General features: G+C 42.0%; 14 protein-coding genes and 1 riboswitch. Of the genes, 9 read left to right on the forward strand and 5 right to left on the reverse strand.

Features of this window, described 5'->3' with window-relative positions:
* Window positions 1-550: 550 nt before the first annotated feature.
* Window positions 551-2569: an excinuclease ABC subunit UvrB gene (gene uvrB, locus G6Q48_RS10760; protein WP_102138361.1), complete on the forward strand. Its 2019-nt coding sequence runs from the start codon at window positions 551-553 to the stop codon at window positions 2567-2569.
* Between the two features lie 204 nt (window positions 2570-2773).
* Here uvrB and G6Q48_RS10765 read toward each other — a convergent pair whose 3' ends face one another.
* Entirely contained in the window at window positions 2774-3682 is a 909-nt protein-coding gene (locus G6Q48_RS10765) for a gluconeogenesis factor YvcK family protein (protein ID WP_004909155.1), read from the reverse strand.
* 292 nt (window positions 3683-3974) lie between these two features.
* Between G6Q48_RS10765 and G6Q48_RS10770 the strand changes: the two genes are divergently transcribed.
* The 8 genes from G6Q48_RS10770 (at window position 3975) to G6Q48_RS10805 (ending at window position 11800) form a co-directional block, all read left to right on the forward strand.
* Complete coding sequence (locus tag G6Q48_RS10770; protein WP_102138362.1) at window positions 3975-4472, forward strand: RNA polymerase sigma factor; 498 nt, start codon at window positions 3975-3977, stop codon at window positions 4470-4472.
* 2 nt (window positions 4473-4474) lie between these two features.
* Window positions 4475-5416 carry a FecR domain-containing protein gene (locus G6Q48_RS10775; protein WP_166266376.1) on the forward strand — a complete coding sequence of 314 codons (942 nt, stop codon included), beginning with the start codon at window positions 4475-4477 and terminating at the stop codon, window positions 5414-5416.
* Between the two features lie 134 nt (window positions 5417-5550).
* The gene (locus tag G6Q48_RS10780; protein ID WP_166266379.1) at window positions 5551-8217 is read left to right on the forward strand and encodes a TonB-dependent hemoglobin/transferrin/lactoferrin family receptor; all 2667 of its coding nucleotides are present in this window, start codon (window positions 5551-5553) and stop codon (window positions 8215-8217) included.
* Window positions 8218-8648: 431 nt separating this feature from the next.
* A riboswitch (molybdenum cofactor riboswitch) is annotated at window positions 8649-8788 on the forward strand.
* Window positions 8778-9758, forward strand: coding sequence for a GTP 3',8-cyclase MoaA (gene moaA / locus G6Q48_RS10785; protein WP_102138365.1), 981 nt, complete (start codon window positions 8778-8780; stop codon window positions 9756-9758). (Overlaps the previous riboswitch by 11 nt.)
* Window positions 9759-9783: 25 nt before the next feature.
* A complete protein-coding gene (moaC, locus tag G6Q48_RS10790; RefSeq protein ID WP_094962424.1) occupies window positions 9784-10260 on the forward strand; it encodes a cyclic pyranopterin monophosphate synthase MoaC in 477 nt (158 codons plus the stop codon).
* Window positions 10260-10505, forward strand: a complete 246-nt coding sequence (moaD, locus tag G6Q48_RS10795) for a molybdopterin synthase sulfur carrier subunit (RefSeq protein WP_102138367.1) — start codon at window positions 10260-10262, stop codon at window positions 10503-10505. The genes moaC and moaD overlap by 1 nt, the downstream gene beginning before the upstream one ends.
* A gap of 1 nt (window position 10506) precedes the next feature.
* Window positions 10507-10959, forward strand: coding sequence for a molybdopterin synthase catalytic subunit MoaE (gene moaE / locus G6Q48_RS10800; RefSeq protein ID WP_166266382.1), 453 nt, complete (start codon window positions 10507-10509; stop codon window positions 10957-10959).
* A 133-nt stretch (window positions 10960-11092) separates the two neighbouring features.
* Window positions 11093-11800 (forward strand): Bax inhibitor-1/YccA family protein, encoded by a 708-nt coding sequence (locus G6Q48_RS10805; protein ID WP_004256664.1) that lies wholly within the window; start codon window positions 11093-11095, stop codon window positions 11798-11800.
* Between the two features lie 212 nt (window positions 11801-12012).
* Here the strand turns inward: G6Q48_RS10805 and G6Q48_RS10810 are convergent, their stop codons facing one another.
* Genes G6Q48_RS10810 through hlyD form a run of 4 tightly spaced genes read right to left on the reverse strand, consistent with a single transcriptional unit; the run spans window position 12013 to window position 17009 of the window.
* Entirely contained in the window at window positions 12013-13119 is a 1107-nt protein-coding gene (locus tag G6Q48_RS10810) for an ABC transporter permease (protein WP_166266385.1), read from the reverse strand.
* A 9-nt stretch (window positions 13120-13128) separates the two neighbouring features.
* Window positions 13129-14268, reverse strand: coding sequence for an ABC transporter permease (locus tag G6Q48_RS10815; RefSeq protein ID WP_102138370.1), 1140 nt, complete (start codon window positions 14266-14268; stop codon window positions 13129-13131).
* Window positions 14265-16004, reverse strand: coding sequence for an ATP-binding cassette domain-containing protein (locus G6Q48_RS10820; protein ID WP_166266388.1), 1740 nt, complete (start codon window positions 16002-16004; stop codon window positions 14265-14267). The genes G6Q48_RS10815 and G6Q48_RS10820 overlap by 4 nt, the downstream gene beginning before the upstream one ends.
* Before the next feature lie 9 nt (window positions 16005-16013).
* Entirely contained in the window at window positions 16014-17009 is a 996-nt protein-coding gene (hlyD, locus tag G6Q48_RS10825) for a secretion protein HlyD (RefSeq protein ID WP_166266390.1), read from the reverse strand.
* Between the last annotated feature and the right edge of the window lie 61 nt (window positions 17010-17070).

A 17070-nucleotide genomic window follows, 5' to 3' on the forward strand; every position in this document is an offset into this window, starting at 1 on the left:
TCTTTTTTAACGTTCTCAACTTAAATACTGTCAAGTTTTTCAGTAAAAATACCACTCAGATCTTAATAAAAAAGATAAAATCTGTTTTTCATCGCGGTTACTACGTAAAAATTTTTTCATTAAACTGCCATCTTTTTGTCATTTAGCCTTCATTGAACAAATCTTCAAGATCTCGTGAATCCATGAGCCGAAAGGGCTTCAAGAGTTATCCACCATTTCTGTGGATAACCTTGTGTATTAACGTTATAAAACAAGTTCTACGCTAGGTGGCAAGCGGCTTTGACTTTATTTGATGTGATTCTGGACTTTAAATTAATCTATAATAAATACAAATGGTTAAATAAAATCAAGACTTCAATTTGTATTTGAGATACGGCATAAAAATGCAATAGCATAAAATATAAAGTTTCAAAAAGGTCAAGTACTTTTTTGGGGATAACATTTTTATAAACATATTAGAACGGAGAATAACAGAAAATTTAGCTTCAATACTTGAAGCTGGTTTTTTATCCAGTATCATAATGGGAGAAACTAGTTAAGGGGCGTTAATATGAGTAAGGATTTTAAGCTGTATTCTGATTTTCAGCCGGGAGGGGATCAGCCCGAAGCTATCCATAAGTTAAGGGAAGGGCTACAAGATGGACTTGCTCATCAAACTCTATTAGGCGTAACGGGGTCCGGTAAGACGTTCACAATTGCCAATGTTATTGCGCAAGAGAACCGGCCTACCATGTTAATGGCACATAATAAAACCTTAGCTGCACAGCTTTATAGCGAAATGAAAGCCTTCTTTCCAGATAACGCGGTGGAATATTTCGTCTCTTACTATGACTATTATCAGCCAGAAGCATACGTTCCAAGCTCAGATACTTTTATTGAAAAAGACGCCTCTGTAAACGAACACATTGAGCAAATGCGTCTATCTGCAACCAAAGCCTTACTCGAACGCCGAGATGTGATTGTGGTGGCTTCTGTGTCCGCTATTTACGGTTTGGGTGACCCGGATAGCTACTTAAAAATGATGTTGCACCTCACCGATGGCATGATCATCGACCAGCGCTCAATTTTAAGGCGTTTAGCGGACTTGCAATATTCGCGTAATGACCAAGCTTTTACACGAGGGACTTTCCGAGTCCGTGGTGAGGTTATCGATATTTTTCCTGCGGAATCAGACGAATATGCCTTACGTGTAGAGCTATTTGATGACGAAGTTGAACGGTTGTCATTATTTGACCCATTGACAGGGCAAATACAGCATCGTGTTCCCCGTTTTACCGTTTATCCAAAAACGCACTATGTCACACCAAGAGAACGTATTCTTGAGGCCATGGAACAGATTAAGGTTGAATTGGCAGACAGGCGAAAAGTATTACTGGAAAACAATAAATTACTTGAAGAACAACGCATTGCTCAACGAACACAATTTGACTTAGAAATGATGAATGAGCTCGGTTATTGTTCAGGTATTGAAAACTATTCACGCTACTTATCGGGTCGTGCTCCTGGCGAGCCACCACCGACATTATTTGATTATTTACCTGCTGATGGCTTACTGGTGGTGGATGAGTCTCACGTTACTATTCCGCAAATAGGTGCGATGTACAAAGGGGACCGTTCAAGAAAAGAAACCTTAGTGGAATACGGTTTTCGTCTCCCTTCTGCATTAGATAACCGCCCTATGCGCTTTGAAGAATTCGAGGCTTTAGCGCCGCAAACTATTTATGTGTCGGCAACACCGGGTAACTATGAGCTCGATAAATCAGGCAATGAAGTGATTGAGCAGGTTGTTAGGCCAACAGGTCTACTTGATCCGATTATTGAAGTTCGCCCAGTTTCTACGCAAGTGGATGATTTACTATCTGAAATTCGTATTCGTGTGCAAAAAAGTGAACGTGTGTTAGTGACCACCTTAACAAAGCGCATGGCAGAGGACTTAACGGAATATCTTGAAGAGCACGGGGAGCGAGTGCGTTATCTTCACTCCGATATCGATACAGTGGAGCGCGTGGAAATTATTCGTGACCTGCGACTTGGCGAGTTTGATGTACTAGTTGGGATCAACTTATTAAGAGAAGGTTTAGACATGCCAGAGGTATCTCTGGTGGCTATTTTAGACGCGGACAAAGAAGGTTTCTTGCGTTCGGAACGTTCGCTGATTCAAACCATAGGGCGTGCGGCCCGTAACTTAAATGGTAAGGCAATCCTCTATGGAGACAGGATCACCAACTCCATGCAAAAAGCGATCACAGAAACAGAGCGTCGCCGTGCTAAACAAATGGCGTTCAATGAAGAACATGGCATTGTTCCGCAAGGTTTGAATAAGAAAATTGGTGATATCCTGCAAATTGGTCACAAAGTGGGCGGTAAAGGAAAAAGCCGTACGAAAGACAATGGTAAAAATAATAATTCGGTTGATATTCAATCACTGTCGACAAAAGAGTTGGAGCAACGGATTTCACAGCTTGAAGCGCAAATGTATAAGCATGCTCAAGACCTTGAATTTGAAGCGGCTGCGCGAGTCAGAGACGAATTGCAGGAGATACGCTCTCAGTTTATCGCTAATTCCTAATTTTCCTCATACTTCACGCTGTGGGGGTGTTGGCTACGTTTAGTCACTCGGGTCACTATGCTCCCCGAGCTGCCTTCACTTGCCGCCTACCCACAACGCAAAGTATTTTGAAAATAGATTTAGTGGAAATACGGGAAACATAGGGCTAATTTTAGGGAAAGTTTTCCGCTGCGAGTATTTAGCAGCGGAATGGCAGGTGGGGGGTTATAACAAGTTGATGGTTTCTTCGATGGCTTGTAGTAACAGCTTTCTATCATGACGATATGGGATATCGTCTGCTTCGAGTACTCGTTGGATTATTTTGCGTTCTGGGCTGATATTGCTTGTTTGTGTCCGTGGGCCAAGGATTAACGCATCAATTTTTTGGCAGCCAATATAATGTTCCATCATTTTTAGTTTGTCAGGCAAAGACAGGTTGGCTGCAGGGGAGCTAATTTCTTTCGCTAAATTGCCAATATAAATCATCGGAGCTTTACATTCGCGCAGTGCAGCCGCAATTTCATCCAAAAGCAGTAATGGCATTAAACTGGTAAAAAAACTGCCAGGGCCGATAATAATTAAATCTGCTTGGTGAATGGCTTGTAAGGCTTCTTTCGTCGCCTTGACGGTCGGGTACAAACGTAACTCTTGTGGGATTTCATGTAAGGCATCAACATTCACCTCACCGTATACTTCATTGCCCATTTCATCGATAGCCATTAAATCAACAGGGGATTCCGACATTGGGATCAACTGCGCATCAACTTTTAGCATATTACGGATAAGATTTATGGCCTCTAGCGGGCGCACACTTAGGTGGTCTAATGATTTTAACATTAAATTACCTAAATTATGGCCTGAAAGCTCGCCATTACCGCTGAAACGGTATTCAAACATCGCTGAAGCAATAGACGGCTCAGTAATTAGCTGATTTAAACAGTTACGCATGTCTCCCCAAGCGATCCCGCCTTCGGAACGACGAATACGACCTGTCGAGCCTCCATTATCGGTTGTGGTAACAATACCCGTTAAACGAGAACCTAAAGAAGAAAGTGAAGACATCACGCGACCAAGTCCATGCCCGCCACCTAGAGCGACAACATGTCTGAGATCCGCCAGACTGCAATTCGGCATAGTGTTCCTATATCAGTTAATTTCCAGTACTTATAAAAGCAAGTAAACCAGCGAGTTACGAATGCGGTTTTTTACGCTAAAGCCCGTTTTATGGCGACTAAAATAAATTGGGCATTAATCTACCATAAAACATCATTCTTAGCTTAAGTACTGTGACAAAAAACAATAAAAGAGATGATTCTGTATTGATGTGGGCCTTAGACGGAAAAATGCGCGAGAGAGTTTTCATTTCAAATTATTATCTATATTATGTAAATAATTCTCATTTTCATTGTTTATTTTATGGATCAATATGTCTGATTCAGAATTACAGCGCCTGTTTGCTCGCCATTCGTCGTCGTTATGTCGTTATCTGAACATCTACCTTAAAGACCATAGTTTAAGTATGGATATCACGCAGGAAAGCTTTGCTCGGTTGGCCGAGTTGATGAAAAACCCTGCCATTCAAGATTTTGATGCTTATTTGTATCGAATTGCGAAAAACCTGATGGTCGACCATTTCCGCCTACAGAAAAAACAACGATTAATGGCTATCAGTGACCAACAGTGGGAAGAGATCCCATCGCGGGTGAAAGGCCTAGAAGCCACTGTCATTCATGATCAACAACTAGAACAAATTCAAAAAATTATCCAAACTTTGCCATTCAGGACTCAGGAGATATTTCGCTTGCATCGAGAAGAAGGACTAACCCAAACGGAAGTGGCGCAGCATTTAAATATTTCATTAAGTACAGTCGAAAAACATTTAGCCAGTGCATTGGCAATGCTAATTCATAAATGGAGAGACTAGTCATGAAGCCATCTGATAGTCCATCTGAAATTGAAAACAAAGCCGCAATGTGGGTTGTGAAAACAACGCATCGCGAGTTGACATCACAAGAGAATGCAGCGTTCCAGTCTTGGCTTAATGCGTCAGAACAACATGCATCAGCTTACTTCCGTGCTCGGCAATTATGGGCACTAACGGCGAATAAACCACGACAAAAAACAGCTGAAAATCAACAGGGAATGAAAAAAAAGAGACGCTCTCGCTATGTTGGTTTATCGATCGCCGCGGCTGTGCTAGTGAGTGTGTTATCCATGTCAATTTGGTATTTTCAATATACACAGCAAGTGGATTACTATGCGAAAACCGGTGAAATACAGCATATCACCTTACCGGATGGTAGCCGTGTAGATCTCGACAGTGGCGCACAGTTGCAATTAGCGTTTAATTCGCAGTACCGGCAAGTCAATTTATTACGGGGACGCGCTTACTTCACCGTCGCACCAAAAACGGATACGGAACCAAGGCCTTTTCAGGTTATGGCGAAAAATGGCATAACTCAGGCGCTTGGTACTGAATTTTCAATTGATAATGAAAATAGCGAAGTGGTGGTCAGTGTTTATCAACACAGCGTAAAGGTGTCGCTATTATCAGGGCAGGAAATGCTTATTCCAGCAGGAAACTTCACACAATATCAATCAGAGATAACGCCTATGGCTTCCATGGTTAATTCGCATTCTACAGTATGGCGCGAAGGGCAAATTATTTTTCAACAGCAAATATTTCCAGAAGTTATTGCTGAAATAAATCGTTACCGTGACAAGCAAATTATTTTATTGGCTGAGGAGCCAGTAGGGCACATTAGTGGTGTATTACAGATTAACGCACTCGATAGTGGGCTGACGCATCTGGTGTCATCGTACGGTTTATCCGTTTATGAAATCCCATTTTTTACTTTAATCTATTGATTATGAATAAGTAGTATAGATATTAAGTGATACCGAATTATTTTATAAAAATTTATTTACGGGTTTTCCTAATTTTCGCGTCTTAACCTAAGTGATTATGATTTTTATTACCATTATCATTTTAGGGATGGGAAATGACTCAAAAAAAGCACCACTATAAAAAAGCGACACTTTGTGTTCACCTTGCATTATTTACGTTACCTGCATTTTCATTTTTTAGTCTAGCACAGGCAAACTCAGCGGTAGCGCCTGCACAACAGGAAATCATATTTTCTGTTGCTGCGGGTTCGCTTGAAAACAGCTTGCTGCAATTCGCCCAGCAAGCAAAGGTAGAAGTTATCATTCAGAGCCGAGAAGTTAATGGTTTACAAACTCAAGGCTTGAAGGGGAGTTTTACGCTACAGGAGGGGTTACGTCGATTAATTGCTTCAAACCCTGTGCAATATCAGTTGCAAAATAACCGGATAACCATTGAGCGTATCGCGCCTGCTACCAGTGATTCAGTGATCAAATTGGATAATATTACTGTCACAGCAAGCCAGCTCCAACAAGGGGATTGGGTATATAGCAGTCCATCATCCGTCAGTGTGATTAGTAAAAAACAAATTGATGACCGCCCACCAAAGCACATAGCCGATGTGTTAGAACTCACGACAGGCGTCTATTCGAGTGTTAGCCAGCAAGACCCTTCTTTGTCTGTGAATATCCGTGGGATACAGGATTATGGTCGCGTGAATATGAATATCGATGGCATGCGGCAAAACTTTCAAAAAAGCGGACACGGTCAGCGCAATGGTTCTATGTATATCGACTCAGAACTGCTTTCTGGAGTGGAAATACAGAAGGGCAATACGAGTGGGATGGGGAGTGGTGGAACTTTAGGAGGGGTGGCGACTTTCAATACTGTCAACGCGTCTGATTTTTTATCGAAAGATAAAACCTTTGGTGGGAAATTGCATGCGAGTACAGGGTCAAATAATACGCACTTTATTGGTAGCAGTGTGCTGGCATTAGGGAATGAAAAAGCGGATTTACTGTTTGCGGCAAGCGAACGGCGCCTTGGGGATTATAAACCGGGAACTCACGGTAATATTGGTAATATACGAGTCAACAATGGGGCCGGACATTACGATGAACTTGCACACCAATTAAAACACACTCGCATTAATGACAGTAATTACCGAATGACCTCTTATTTAGCAAAAGCTGGTTGGAATATAAGTGATGAGCAGCGTTTGCAATTTAATTACTTAGAAACCAAAGTGGCAACGCCAAATGCAGGAACATTAACGAACTTAGGTGGTACATGGCCCTACAAGTTAGGGTGGAAAAGTAGCGGTTTCAGTGATGTAACCGCCAAAAATTATTCTCTTGATTACACTCAATTTAGCGATAACCCATGGAGCACTGAGTTAAAGGGAAAAGTGTATTTTGTTGATACTAAAGACAATACAGACACCTATTCCACGAGCCAAATTTATAATAATGGCTACCAGATGGATACTCGAGTCAAAACGGTAGGGGTACAGCTTGAAAATCATTCAGAAATTGAATTTAACCATAACAATGTATTAAAAGCGCATTATGGTTTGGAAACCTTCCAAGACAAAGCGAGTAGTAGTTCAACACGTGAAGCAGCTAGTGGCGTGACACCGGACGGAAAACGTTCATTGAGCTCATTATTTACTAATTTGGCTTATGAATACGATGATTGGTTAACATTAGAAGGGGGAGTGCGTTATGACTACTATTCTCTCAAAGGCCAAACCAGTATGCGTTATGGCGTACTTCCTTATACCAAAGACAACCCATGTACAGGCAGAAGGTTACGTGATTGCAAAGTTGTTATGACGACTGAGAATTGGGATGTTGATAACTCAGAAGGGGCATTTTCACCCCACATTCGTTTAGCGGTACGTCCTAATCTTGAGTGGATGGAATTATTTACCAGCTATGGGCGGTCATGGCGCCCGCCAGCCATTACAGAAACGTTAACCACAGGTAGTGCTCACAGTAGTTCGACCCAATTCCCGAATCCGTATTTAAAACCTGAGCGTTCAAATGCTTGGGAAGTGGGAATGAACATCAACTATCCGCAATTATTTATCGAAGAGGACCGATTTGTGGCGAAAATCGCCTATTTTGATACTCGAGTAGATAACTACATTAATTTAGCGATTGACCGTAAAAAACCCGGAATGGTTAGCCCTAATATTGGTAATGCCGCATACAGCAATAACTTGGTTGCAACCCGTTTTAGAGGGTTTGAATACCAACTGAATTATGATGCAGGCTTTGTGTATGCAGACCTGACCTTTACCCACATGATCGGCAAAAATAAATTCTGTTCACGGCCCGCATGGTTAGGTGGCGTATTGAAGTATGGCGAAGATGTTGGTCCCGGTAACTGGTATGTTGAGCCAAATGAGGCATCAAATAACCATGTGGATTGTGATAGCAGCGCTATTTTCAGTAGTGCCGCGAACTTACCTGGAGATCGTGGTTCCTTTACATTAGGTGGGCGAGCGTTTGACAGAAAACTCGATGGGGGAATGGTCATTCGCTTTACACCTGGTTTTCAAGACTATTCAACGGGCTCTAATTCCCCTTACTTAGCCGATTGGCCTAAATATACACTGATTGATTTATATGCAAGTTATGCATTAACCGACAATTTAACTATTCGTGGAAATGTTGAGAACTTAACCAATCGAGCGTATGTGGTTAGTTATGGGGAAAGTTTGGCTAATACATTAGGTCGAGGTCGAACAGTGTCGGGAGGGATAGAGTACCGTTTCTAAATACACGTCATACTTTACGCTGTGGCGTTTTGGTTAATAAATTTTGTGCCTTACTATTTATTTTTAATTGATATGCCAATTATTTAATTTGAAATACCGGTTTTGATAAGCGTTAAGTGCTGTTATTTACAACGTAAACAATTAGATGGGGAACTTGCTCCCCATTTTAGATCTATATCAATAAATGTTTAATTAAATAGTTAGAGATGTTAATCAATTAACATGAAATTATGCGGTTTAAAGCGAATTAAAACAGAAAATTGTCAGTGATAATAATAGCTTCGGTGATCCAACTATGTTTTTCGTAAGTCGTTGTATATAATGGTATATATCGAATTGCAATTCGCTTTTTCAATTTCTATCGGCTAGAATCCTTACATAAATTAAGTGAACAGAGTGGCGTATTTTATAGTTTAAAACCAGTAACTCGGTTCCAAATAAAACTCCTAGCCTTTGCGTCTAAGTTTGAACGACTGAATATGATGCACTGGCCGTGGCCTAGAGCCACCAGGGTGCAAGATAGAAATGTCTGCATCTCCCGTACTTGGAAAGGTGTGATTATGCAGCAACTTGTCGATCAATTTGACCGGAAATTTTACTATCTTCGGCTTTCTATAACAGATGTTTGCAACTTTCGTTGCACATACTGCCTACCCGATGGCTACAAGCCAAGCGGTCGTCATGAATTCCTAACACTCGATGAAATTCGTCGTATTAGCACGGCATTCGCAGAATTAGGCACAGAAAAAGTGCGTATTACGGGCGGTGAGCCGACTATGCGCAAGGATTTCAGTGATATTATTGCTGCCATCAATGAAAATGAATCAATCAAAAAAATAGCCGTGACAACTAACGGCTATCGTATGGCGCGAGACGTGCAAGAATGGAAAGCCGCAGGGTTGAACGCGATTAATGTGAGCGTTGACAGCTTAGATCCACGCCAATTTGCGGCCATCACAGGGCAAGACAAATTCTTTCAGGTGATGAAAGGCATTGATGCTGCTTTTGAAGCAGGCTTCGAAAAAGTAAAAGTTAATGCCGTGCTCATGAAAAATGTCAATGACATTGCGTTGAAGTCATTCCTAAATTGGATCAAGCACCGTCCAATTCAATTACGTTTTATTGAACTCATGGAAACCGGTGATGGTAGTGATATCTTCCAACGTTTTCATATTTCAGGTGAAACTATTCGCGAACGTTTAATCGAAGAAGGCTGGTATATGCTTCCTCGTTCTCGTAGTGATGGGCCAGCGCAAGTCTTTAGTCATCCAGATTACCAAGGCGAAATCGGGCTTATCATGCCGTACGAAAAAGATTTTTGCCAAAGTTGTAACCGTTTACGCGTTTCCTCATTAGGAAATCTGCATTTATGTTTATTTGGTGAAAATGGCATTCCGCTTCGTGATTTATTGGGCGCAGATGATCAAAACGAAGCGTTGAAAGCCCGTATTCAGCGAGGCTTACACCATAAACGAGAAACCCATTTTCTGCATATGGGTGATAGCGGAATTACACCAAATTTATCCGTAATTGGCGGTTAATCCTTTTTTGATTTCAGGAGAAAATATGTCCCAACTGACTCACCTTAATGCGTCGGGCGAGGCGCATATGGTTGATGTTTCAGCCAAAGCTGAAACTGTCCGTGAAGCTCGCGCAGAAGCTTATGTCACTATGAACCCAGCAACCTTAACGATGATTGTTGATGGTAGCCATCATAAAGGGGATGTGTTCGCTACAGCGCGTATTGCGGGTATTCAAGCGGCAAAAAATACCTGGCAGCTTATCCCATTATGTCACCCACTATTGTTAACTAAAGTTGAGGTAACCCTGAAAGCGGAACCTGAACATAACCGTGTCCGTATTGAAACTTGTTGCCGGTTAACAGGGAAAACAGGGGTAGAAATGGAAGCGTTAACTGCTGCATCTGTTGCTGCTTTGACGATTTATGACATGTGCAAGGCAGTGCAAAAAGATATGGTGATTGGCCCTGTTCGTTTGTTAGAAAAGACAGGCGGTAAGTCTGGACATTTTAAGGTGGAATAATGATCACAGTATTATTTTTTGCTCAAGTCCGTGAGCTAGTTGGAACGGATCGCTTAGAACTTACAGAGACTTACCAAAAAGTGGAAGACTTACGCCAAGCCCTTTCACAAAAAGGCGATCGCTGGGCGTTGGCACTTGAAGATGGCAAATTACTTGCCGCTGTTAATCAATCATTTGTTTCACTAGACCACCCACTCTCAGAAGGGGATGAAGTGGCCTTTTTCCCACCAGTCACTGGGGGGTAATATGGAAAACACTCATATTGCAGTACAAACAGAAAATTTTAGTATTGGTGAACAATATCAATGGCTTGCACAGTGTGATAGTGATGGCGCTGTTGTGACTTTCACAGGGAAAGTACGTAATCATAATTTAGGTGATAGTGTGGCGGCATTAACGCTCGAGCACTACCCAGGAATGACCGAAAAAGCGTTAGCAAAGATAGTTGTAGAAGCAAAAGAACGTTGGCCATTGCAGCGAGTTAGTGTGATCCACCGCATTGGTACCTTACAACCAGGTGAAGAAATTGTTTTTGTTGGGGTCACGAGCGCCCACCGTAACGCTGCATTTCAAGCCGCTGAATTTATTATGGATTACTTAAAGACCAAAGCCCCATTTTGGAAAAAAGAAACCTTACCTGAAAATGAACGTTGGGTGGAAGCGAAAGAAACTGACGAAGCGTCTGCAAACCGCTGGTAATCGCATTTTTTCCGCTAAAAAATACGAATTTGCTGAATGGTATTGTCAAAAGAATGTGTTAGACTTTGGTTAATTTCTCCGATTGCAGTATTTTTACTGGGTCGATTTTTCTTTTAGCGAAAGGGTAACCATCATGGGTCAGTTTGATCAACGTAATGATTCTCTTGTCCAGGGTGCCAATACTGGCGTTCAGGCATTTATGTCGCAAGTATACGGCTGGATGACAGTCGGTCTACTGCTGACAGCTTTTGTGGCATGGTATTCAGTTAGCAGTGGTTTGTACTACACCATTGCAACCAATAAAATCCTCTTTTTCGGAATGATTATTGCTGAACTTGGTTTAGTGATGGGCATTTCATTTCTGCTACAAAAAATTAGTGGCATGGCAGCAACGGGCATGTTTATGCTCTATTCATTGCTCACAGGCTTAACAATTTCAGTTATTCTTGCCGCGTATACTGGTGAGTCCGTTGCGGGCACATTTGTTATTACCGCAGTGATGTTTGGTGCATTAAGCTTCTACGGCTATACCACTAAACGTAGCTTAACAGGTATGGGTAACTTCCTGTTTATGGCGCTGATCGGTATTGTTGTCGCTTCTTTGGTTAACATCTGGCTGCAAAGCACCATGATGTATTGGGTGATCACCTACGGTGGTGTTTTACTGTTTGCTGCTTTAACCGCTTATGACACTCAAAAACTGAAAGAAATGGGTTCACAAATTGATGAAGACGACAGGGAAACAATGCGTAAGTACTCTATTATGGGTGCACTGTCTCTGTATTTAGACTTCATTAACCTGTTCTTAATGTTACTGCGTATCTTCGGTGACCGTCGCTAAATTCAGTGACTCTCCTCATAATGCGATGAAATGAGGAGATAGAAGTCGTTAAAATTGAAAACCCTTGTTACTTCGGTAACAAGGGTTTTTTGATTTAAATACTATCGTAAAATATGATTTGGATATTATTAGCTTGCTTGTTATTCAAAGCGTTAATGGTAGTTCCAATGCTTTAAATTGTGCTTCCAAAGCGTAATGTGATTTCTTTATGATCACGCTATTTTCTTCCTAAATAAATAATAAGCCACTGAGCTGGTGATTATCGCAATGATAAATAGTGGCCATAAGCTGTGAAAGATAACTGAAAAATCAGCATTTTTTAGGTATATCTGTTTGGTGATTTCAGTGAAATGGCGAATAGGGTTAATCCACGTGATTTGTTGCAGCCAAATTGGCATGTTCTCGACTGGGGAAATGTACCCCGATAACAGCACTGCTGGCATCATAAATACAAATACCCCAATGAATGCTTGTTGCTGAGTTGAACACAGTGCTGAAATGAGTAAACCGAACCCTACCAATGACAACCCGTAAAATAACATGGTGGCATAAAAGAGGAGCAGGGAGCCAGCAAAAGGAATTTGATAGCAAAAGATCCCAATAACTAGGACCAAACTTGCTTGTGCTGTCGCTACTATCAATGCAGGCACCGCCTTACCAATAAATATTTGCCAAGTAGTCAGGGGGGATACTAGCAATTGGTCAAGGGTACCTTGCTCCCTTTCCCTCGCGATAGAAAGAGATGTCACAATCAACACCCCAATTGTGGTTATCAACGCTACCAATGAGGGCACAATAAACCACTTATAATCTAAATTTGGGTTGTACCAATTGCGAACAATTAATTCACTGTTGTTTGGCAGAGCCTGTGCTTGCGTTAGCTCATGTTGGTATTGAGTGACAATTTGTGCAACATAGTTTGCTGCAATTTGCGCGCTATTTGAATTACGCCCATCAAGGAGTAACAGCATGTTAGCGCTATGGCGACTTGCAACATCGGCACTAAAGTTTTGCCCAAAACGGACAACCAGCAGCGCTTTGCGGTTATCAAGCGTTTCACGAATTTCGTGTTCATTCTTCAATAATAAAACCTGAGAAAACGCACTGGCTTTGGCGAGACGTTGAGTCAGCTCGATAGAATGTTCACCATTGTCTTGGTCAAAAATAGCAATGGTTGTGTTAGTCACTTCAAGCGTGGCTGCTAGGGGAAATAAAATCATCTGAAATATCACGGGTAAAATCAAAATAACCCGTGTTTGTGGTTCTTGAAGTAATGATTGAAGCTTTTTCATAATTAAGGTGTATAGGCGATAAAACATAACTTCACCTCAATCCAAACGACGGCGAGTTTTTAGCGCCGTCAGTCCAATAAATAGTATTGCAGAAGCGATTAGCAGCAGGAAATCTATCAATAAAACAATATAGATATCACCCGCAAGGAATAGCGTTTGTAGGCTGCTGACAAAGTAACGGGCAGGGATAAAATAAGTTACAGCCTGAATGATTGCAGGCATGCTATCAATTTCAAAAATAAACCCAGAGAGCATAATTGCCGGTAAGAAGGCGGCATTTAGAGCGACCATCGCTGCGTTAAATTGGTTGCGAGTAATTGTTGAAATCAATAACCCCATCCCCAGTGCGGTTGCTAAATAAAGGCTGGTAATGACAAATAATACGAATAAAGAACCACGATAAGGCACCCCTAAGATAAATGTGGTGACAAGCATGCATAACACCATCACAAAAGACCCAAGAACTTGATAAGGCAATAATTTTGAAAGCAATAATTCAGTTTTAGTAATTTGGGTTGAAAGCAATGCTTCCATCGTGCCACGTTCCCATTCTCTTGCGATAACTAAAGAGGTCAAAATGGCACCAACTACGGTAATAATGATACTAATTGCTCCTGGAATAATAAAATGCTGACTAATTGCAGCTTCATTAAACCAATAGCGCATATTGAGCTCTATTAATGGGTCTGTTGGGTAGCCTTGATTTTCCCCTTGCTGTGCCAACCATGTTTGCCAAACACCTTGGGTATAAGCTTGCACAAAGTTAGCTGTATTTGGTTCGCTACCATCAGTAATAACCTGAATAGCTGCATGGCCTTGTTTTTGCAACAATTGAGCTGAAAAATTGACAGGAATGACGATAATGCCGCGAATTTCACCCGCTTGCATTTTGTCGATTAATAAATGGCGGTTATGACTAATAGTCGCATCGATAAATGGCGAACCCGTGAAGGTATCAACCAATTCACGTGCTTGAGAGCTTTGTTGATCAAGTAAAATACCAACGCGTAATTTACTTGAGTCTAAATTGATACCGTAACCAAAAATAAATAATAACATCAATGGAATAAGTACAGCGATAAGGGCACTGCTGGGGTCACGAGTAATTTGTTTACTTTCTTTCCAGCATAGTGCTTTAAGCCTACGCCACGAAAAATGAGAAGCGGAATGCGTCATTTTGCCTCCTGTTGCTTATCATAATCCATAATCAAGCCAATAAATGCATCTTCCATCGATGGGTCGGGATTATCGGTAGTCGTCACTTGCTGTTTGAGCTCGTCAGGCGTGCCAGCTGCAATAATTTTTCCATGGTAAACCAGCCCTATACGGTCACAATATTCTGCCTCATCCATAAAGTGAGTCGTGACCATTACAGTGACGCCTTTATCTACCATTCCATTGATATGTAGCCAAAATTCCCGACGAGTGAGTGGGTCAACGCCTGAGGTTGGCTCATCTAAAAATAAGATATCAGGCTCATGCATCAATGAGCAGGCGAGGGCTAAACGTTGTTTATAACCCAGAGGGAGGGATTCAGTAACCTGATTGATAATCGGTTTGAAATTAAAAGCCTCAACCATTTCGTGGATTTTTTTGGCTTGTTGCTGATGGTGTAACCCATAAACACCTGAAAAGAATTTCAGGTTTTGTCCCACTTTCAGGTTGCCGTACAGCGAGAACTTTTGTGCCATATAGCCAAGTTGTTGCCTGACTTTGTTTGAACTCGTTTTTAAATCCATTCCAAGAACGAGTGCTTGCCCACTTGTGGGTTTCATTAACGCACACATCATTTTAAAGGTCGTTGATTTCCCTGCACCATTTGGCCCCAATAAACCAAAAATCTCCCCGCGTTTCACTTGGAAATTTACGCGATCAGTTGCGGCAAATTGGCCAAATTTTTTGGTTAAATTACGCGCTTCTATGACGGTTTCTTCAGGAGCAGGTGGAATTTGCGGCACGATAGCGGCTAATTCCGAACGATGAGATGGGCCTCCACCTAATAAGTCAATAAATGCATCTTCGAAACGAGGCTGCGCTTCAATGAGTTTCCCATCTGCCATATTTAATGCGGTTAATAAATTCGTTTGGGATGCATTCGGCTTCAAAATTAAGCGAACATAGCGGCCTTGGATCACGCCATCGGTAGTTTCTGGTAATACGAGTGCATTTTGCAATACTGTGCGTTTTTGTGTGGCAGGTACATCGAGTAAAAAGGAACGTCCCGCCATTTTTTCAGTCAATAATTCAGGTTTGCCTGCATAAAGCTGTTTGCCTTTATTTAATAGCAGTACATTTTTACACTGTTGTGCTTCATCTAAATAGGAAGTACTCCAAAGGATCAGCATTCCATCATCAGCAAGGGTATGAACCATTTGCCATAGTTCCCGCCGAGCGATGGGGTCAACGCCAACACCGGGTTCGTCGAGTAAAAGAACCTTGGGTTTTCCTAGTAATGTACAGGCTAACCCGAGTTTTTGTTTCATCCCCCCTGATAATTTACCCGCCAGCCTACTGGTAAAAGGAGCTAAGCTAGTGAAAGAAAGCAGCTGCTGATAGGTTTTTTGCCGCTCTTCGCCGAGTACTCCACGCAAATCTGCGTACAAATTTAAATTTTCCTGTACAGTCAGGTCTTCATATAAACCAAATTTTTGGGGCATATAGCCTAGGTCTGCTCGCATAGCAATGCTGTCGTCGATGGGGTCGAGCCCCATCACGCTAATTTTCCCAGCATCTGGTTTTAATAGCCCTGCAATCATGCGCATTAAGGTTGTTTTTCCAGCACCATCAGGGCCGACAAGGCCAGTTACAGAGCCCCCATGAATATCGATTGTTAAGCTTTCAACGGCAGGTGCACCTAAGCCAGCAAAAGTTTTCTCGACGTTGGATAGGCGAATACTGTAATCATCACTCATAGCAAACTCTTACTGTTTATTATCAGCAAACTGAATAGTCACAGGCATTCCTTGGCGTAAAGCATCGTCAGCATCATTGACAACGATACGCAGTCGATAGACTAAATCGGTTCTTAAATCAGGGGTTTGTACGCTTTTAGGCGTAAACTCAGCGGTAGGGGAAACAAACCCGATGGAACCATGATAAGGCTGATTCGGGCGGCTATCGGTATACAGCAAGACCTCTCTACCAGGGATGGCATCTCCGAGGTGTGGTTCGCTAACATAGGCTCGAACCCAAACGGGGTTTGTTAATGTGACGCTAAATACGGTATTACCTGCACTGATGATTGTGCCCGGTTCTATTGCTCGGGTTAAAATAGTCCCAGATGAAGGTGCAGTTAAAATGGTGTCTTTCAAGTCGAGTTCAGCTTGGGCAACAGCCGCTTCAGCTTGTAACCATTCACCTCGTGCAGCGGCTATTTCTTCTTGGCGAAAGCCACTTTGGTATTGATTCAGCTTGTCTTGTGCTGCTTGAAGAGCGGCAAATGCTTGGTTTCGGTTGTTTTTCGCGTTGTCTAAATCATTAGCTGAAATAACGCGAGATGCTGCAAGCCCTTGCTGACGTTTATAAAAGTTATCGGCATATTGCCAAGCTGCTTGTTTTTGAGCCAACTCCGCTTCAACTTGTGCGATTTCTTGGGTGCGGTAACCACTTTCTTTCAAAGCGAGTTGGGCTTTGGCGCTGTCGCGCACCCCTTTGGCTTTATTTAACGCGTTAATGTAGGGAGCGTCATCCAGTTGACCAAGCTGCTGGCCTGCAATAATTTTTGCGCCTTCATCAACGCTTAGGGATGCAAGCTTGCCCGGGACACGAAAACCGAGATTTACCGTGCGGACATCAACATTGCCGTAGAGTGTTAATATCTTGTCTTGCTGTGATTGATAGTAGTAATAACCGCCAATTGCAGCGCCGATTAATATGAGAATAATGAAAACAACAACAGAACGGTTTTTATTGCTCATAGCTAACCTTACTTAAAGAATCCACGATATGAAAACAAATTTGTTGTTAGAGGCCGCTGTT

The sequence above is a fragment of the Providencia sp. M-27 genome, assembly GCF_011077905.1.
GTDB lineage: Bacteria > Pseudomonadota > Gammaproteobacteria > Enterobacterales > Enterobacteriaceae > Providencia > Providencia huaxiensis.

Bases quoted from the DNA above. Each gene is read 5' to 3' on its own strand.
- moaA (WP_102138365.1), top strand. From the start codon at position 8,778: ATGCAGCAACTTGTCGATCAATTTGACCGGAAATTTTACTATCTTCGG.
- G6Q48_RS10780 (WP_166266379.1), top strand. From the start codon at position 5,551: ATGACTCAAAAAAAGCACCACTATAAAAAAGCGACACTTTGTGTTCAC.
- hlyD (WP_166266390.1), bottom strand. From the start codon at position 17,009: ATGAGCAATAAAAACCGTTCTGTTGTTGTTTTCATTATTCTCATATTA.
- G6Q48_RS10805 (WP_004256664.1), top strand. From the start codon at position 11,093: ATGGGTCAGTTTGATCAACGTAATGATTCTCTTGTCCAGGGTGCCAAT.
- G6Q48_RS10810 (WP_166266385.1), bottom strand. From the start codon at position 13,119: ATGTTTTATCGCCTATACACCTTAATTATGAAAAAGCTTCAATCATTA.
- G6Q48_RS10770 (WP_102138362.1), top strand. From the start codon at position 3,975: ATGTCTGATTCAGAATTACAGCGCCTGTTTGCTCGCCATTCGTCGTCG.
- uvrB (WP_102138361.1), top strand. From the start codon at position 551: ATGAGTAAGGATTTTAAGCTGTATTCTGATTTTCAGCCGGGAGGGGAT.
- G6Q48_RS10820 (WP_166266388.1), bottom strand. From the start codon at position 16,004: ATGAGTGATGATTACAGTATTCGCCTATCCAACGTCGAGAAAACTTTT.
- G6Q48_RS10765 (WP_004909155.1), bottom strand. From the start codon at position 3,682: ATGCCGAATTGCAGTCTGGCGGATCTCAGACATGTTGTCGCTCTAGGT.
- G6Q48_RS10815 (WP_102138370.1), bottom strand. From the start codon at position 14,268: ATGACGCATTCCGCTTCTCATTTTTCGTGGCGTAGGCTTAAAGCACTA.
- moaC (WP_094962424.1), top strand. From the start codon at position 9,784: ATGTCCCAACTGACTCACCTTAATGCGTCGGGCGAGGCGCATATGGTT.
- moaD (WP_102138367.1), top strand. From the start codon at position 10,260: ATGATCACAGTATTATTTTTTGCTCAAGTCCGTGAGCTAGTTGGAACG.
- moaE (WP_166266382.1), top strand. From the start codon at position 10,507: ATGGAAAACACTCATATTGCAGTACAAACAGAAAATTTTAGTATTGGT.
- G6Q48_RS10775 (WP_166266376.1), top strand. From the start codon at position 4,475: ATGAAGCCATCTGATAGTCCATCTGAAATTGAAAACAAAGCCGCAATG.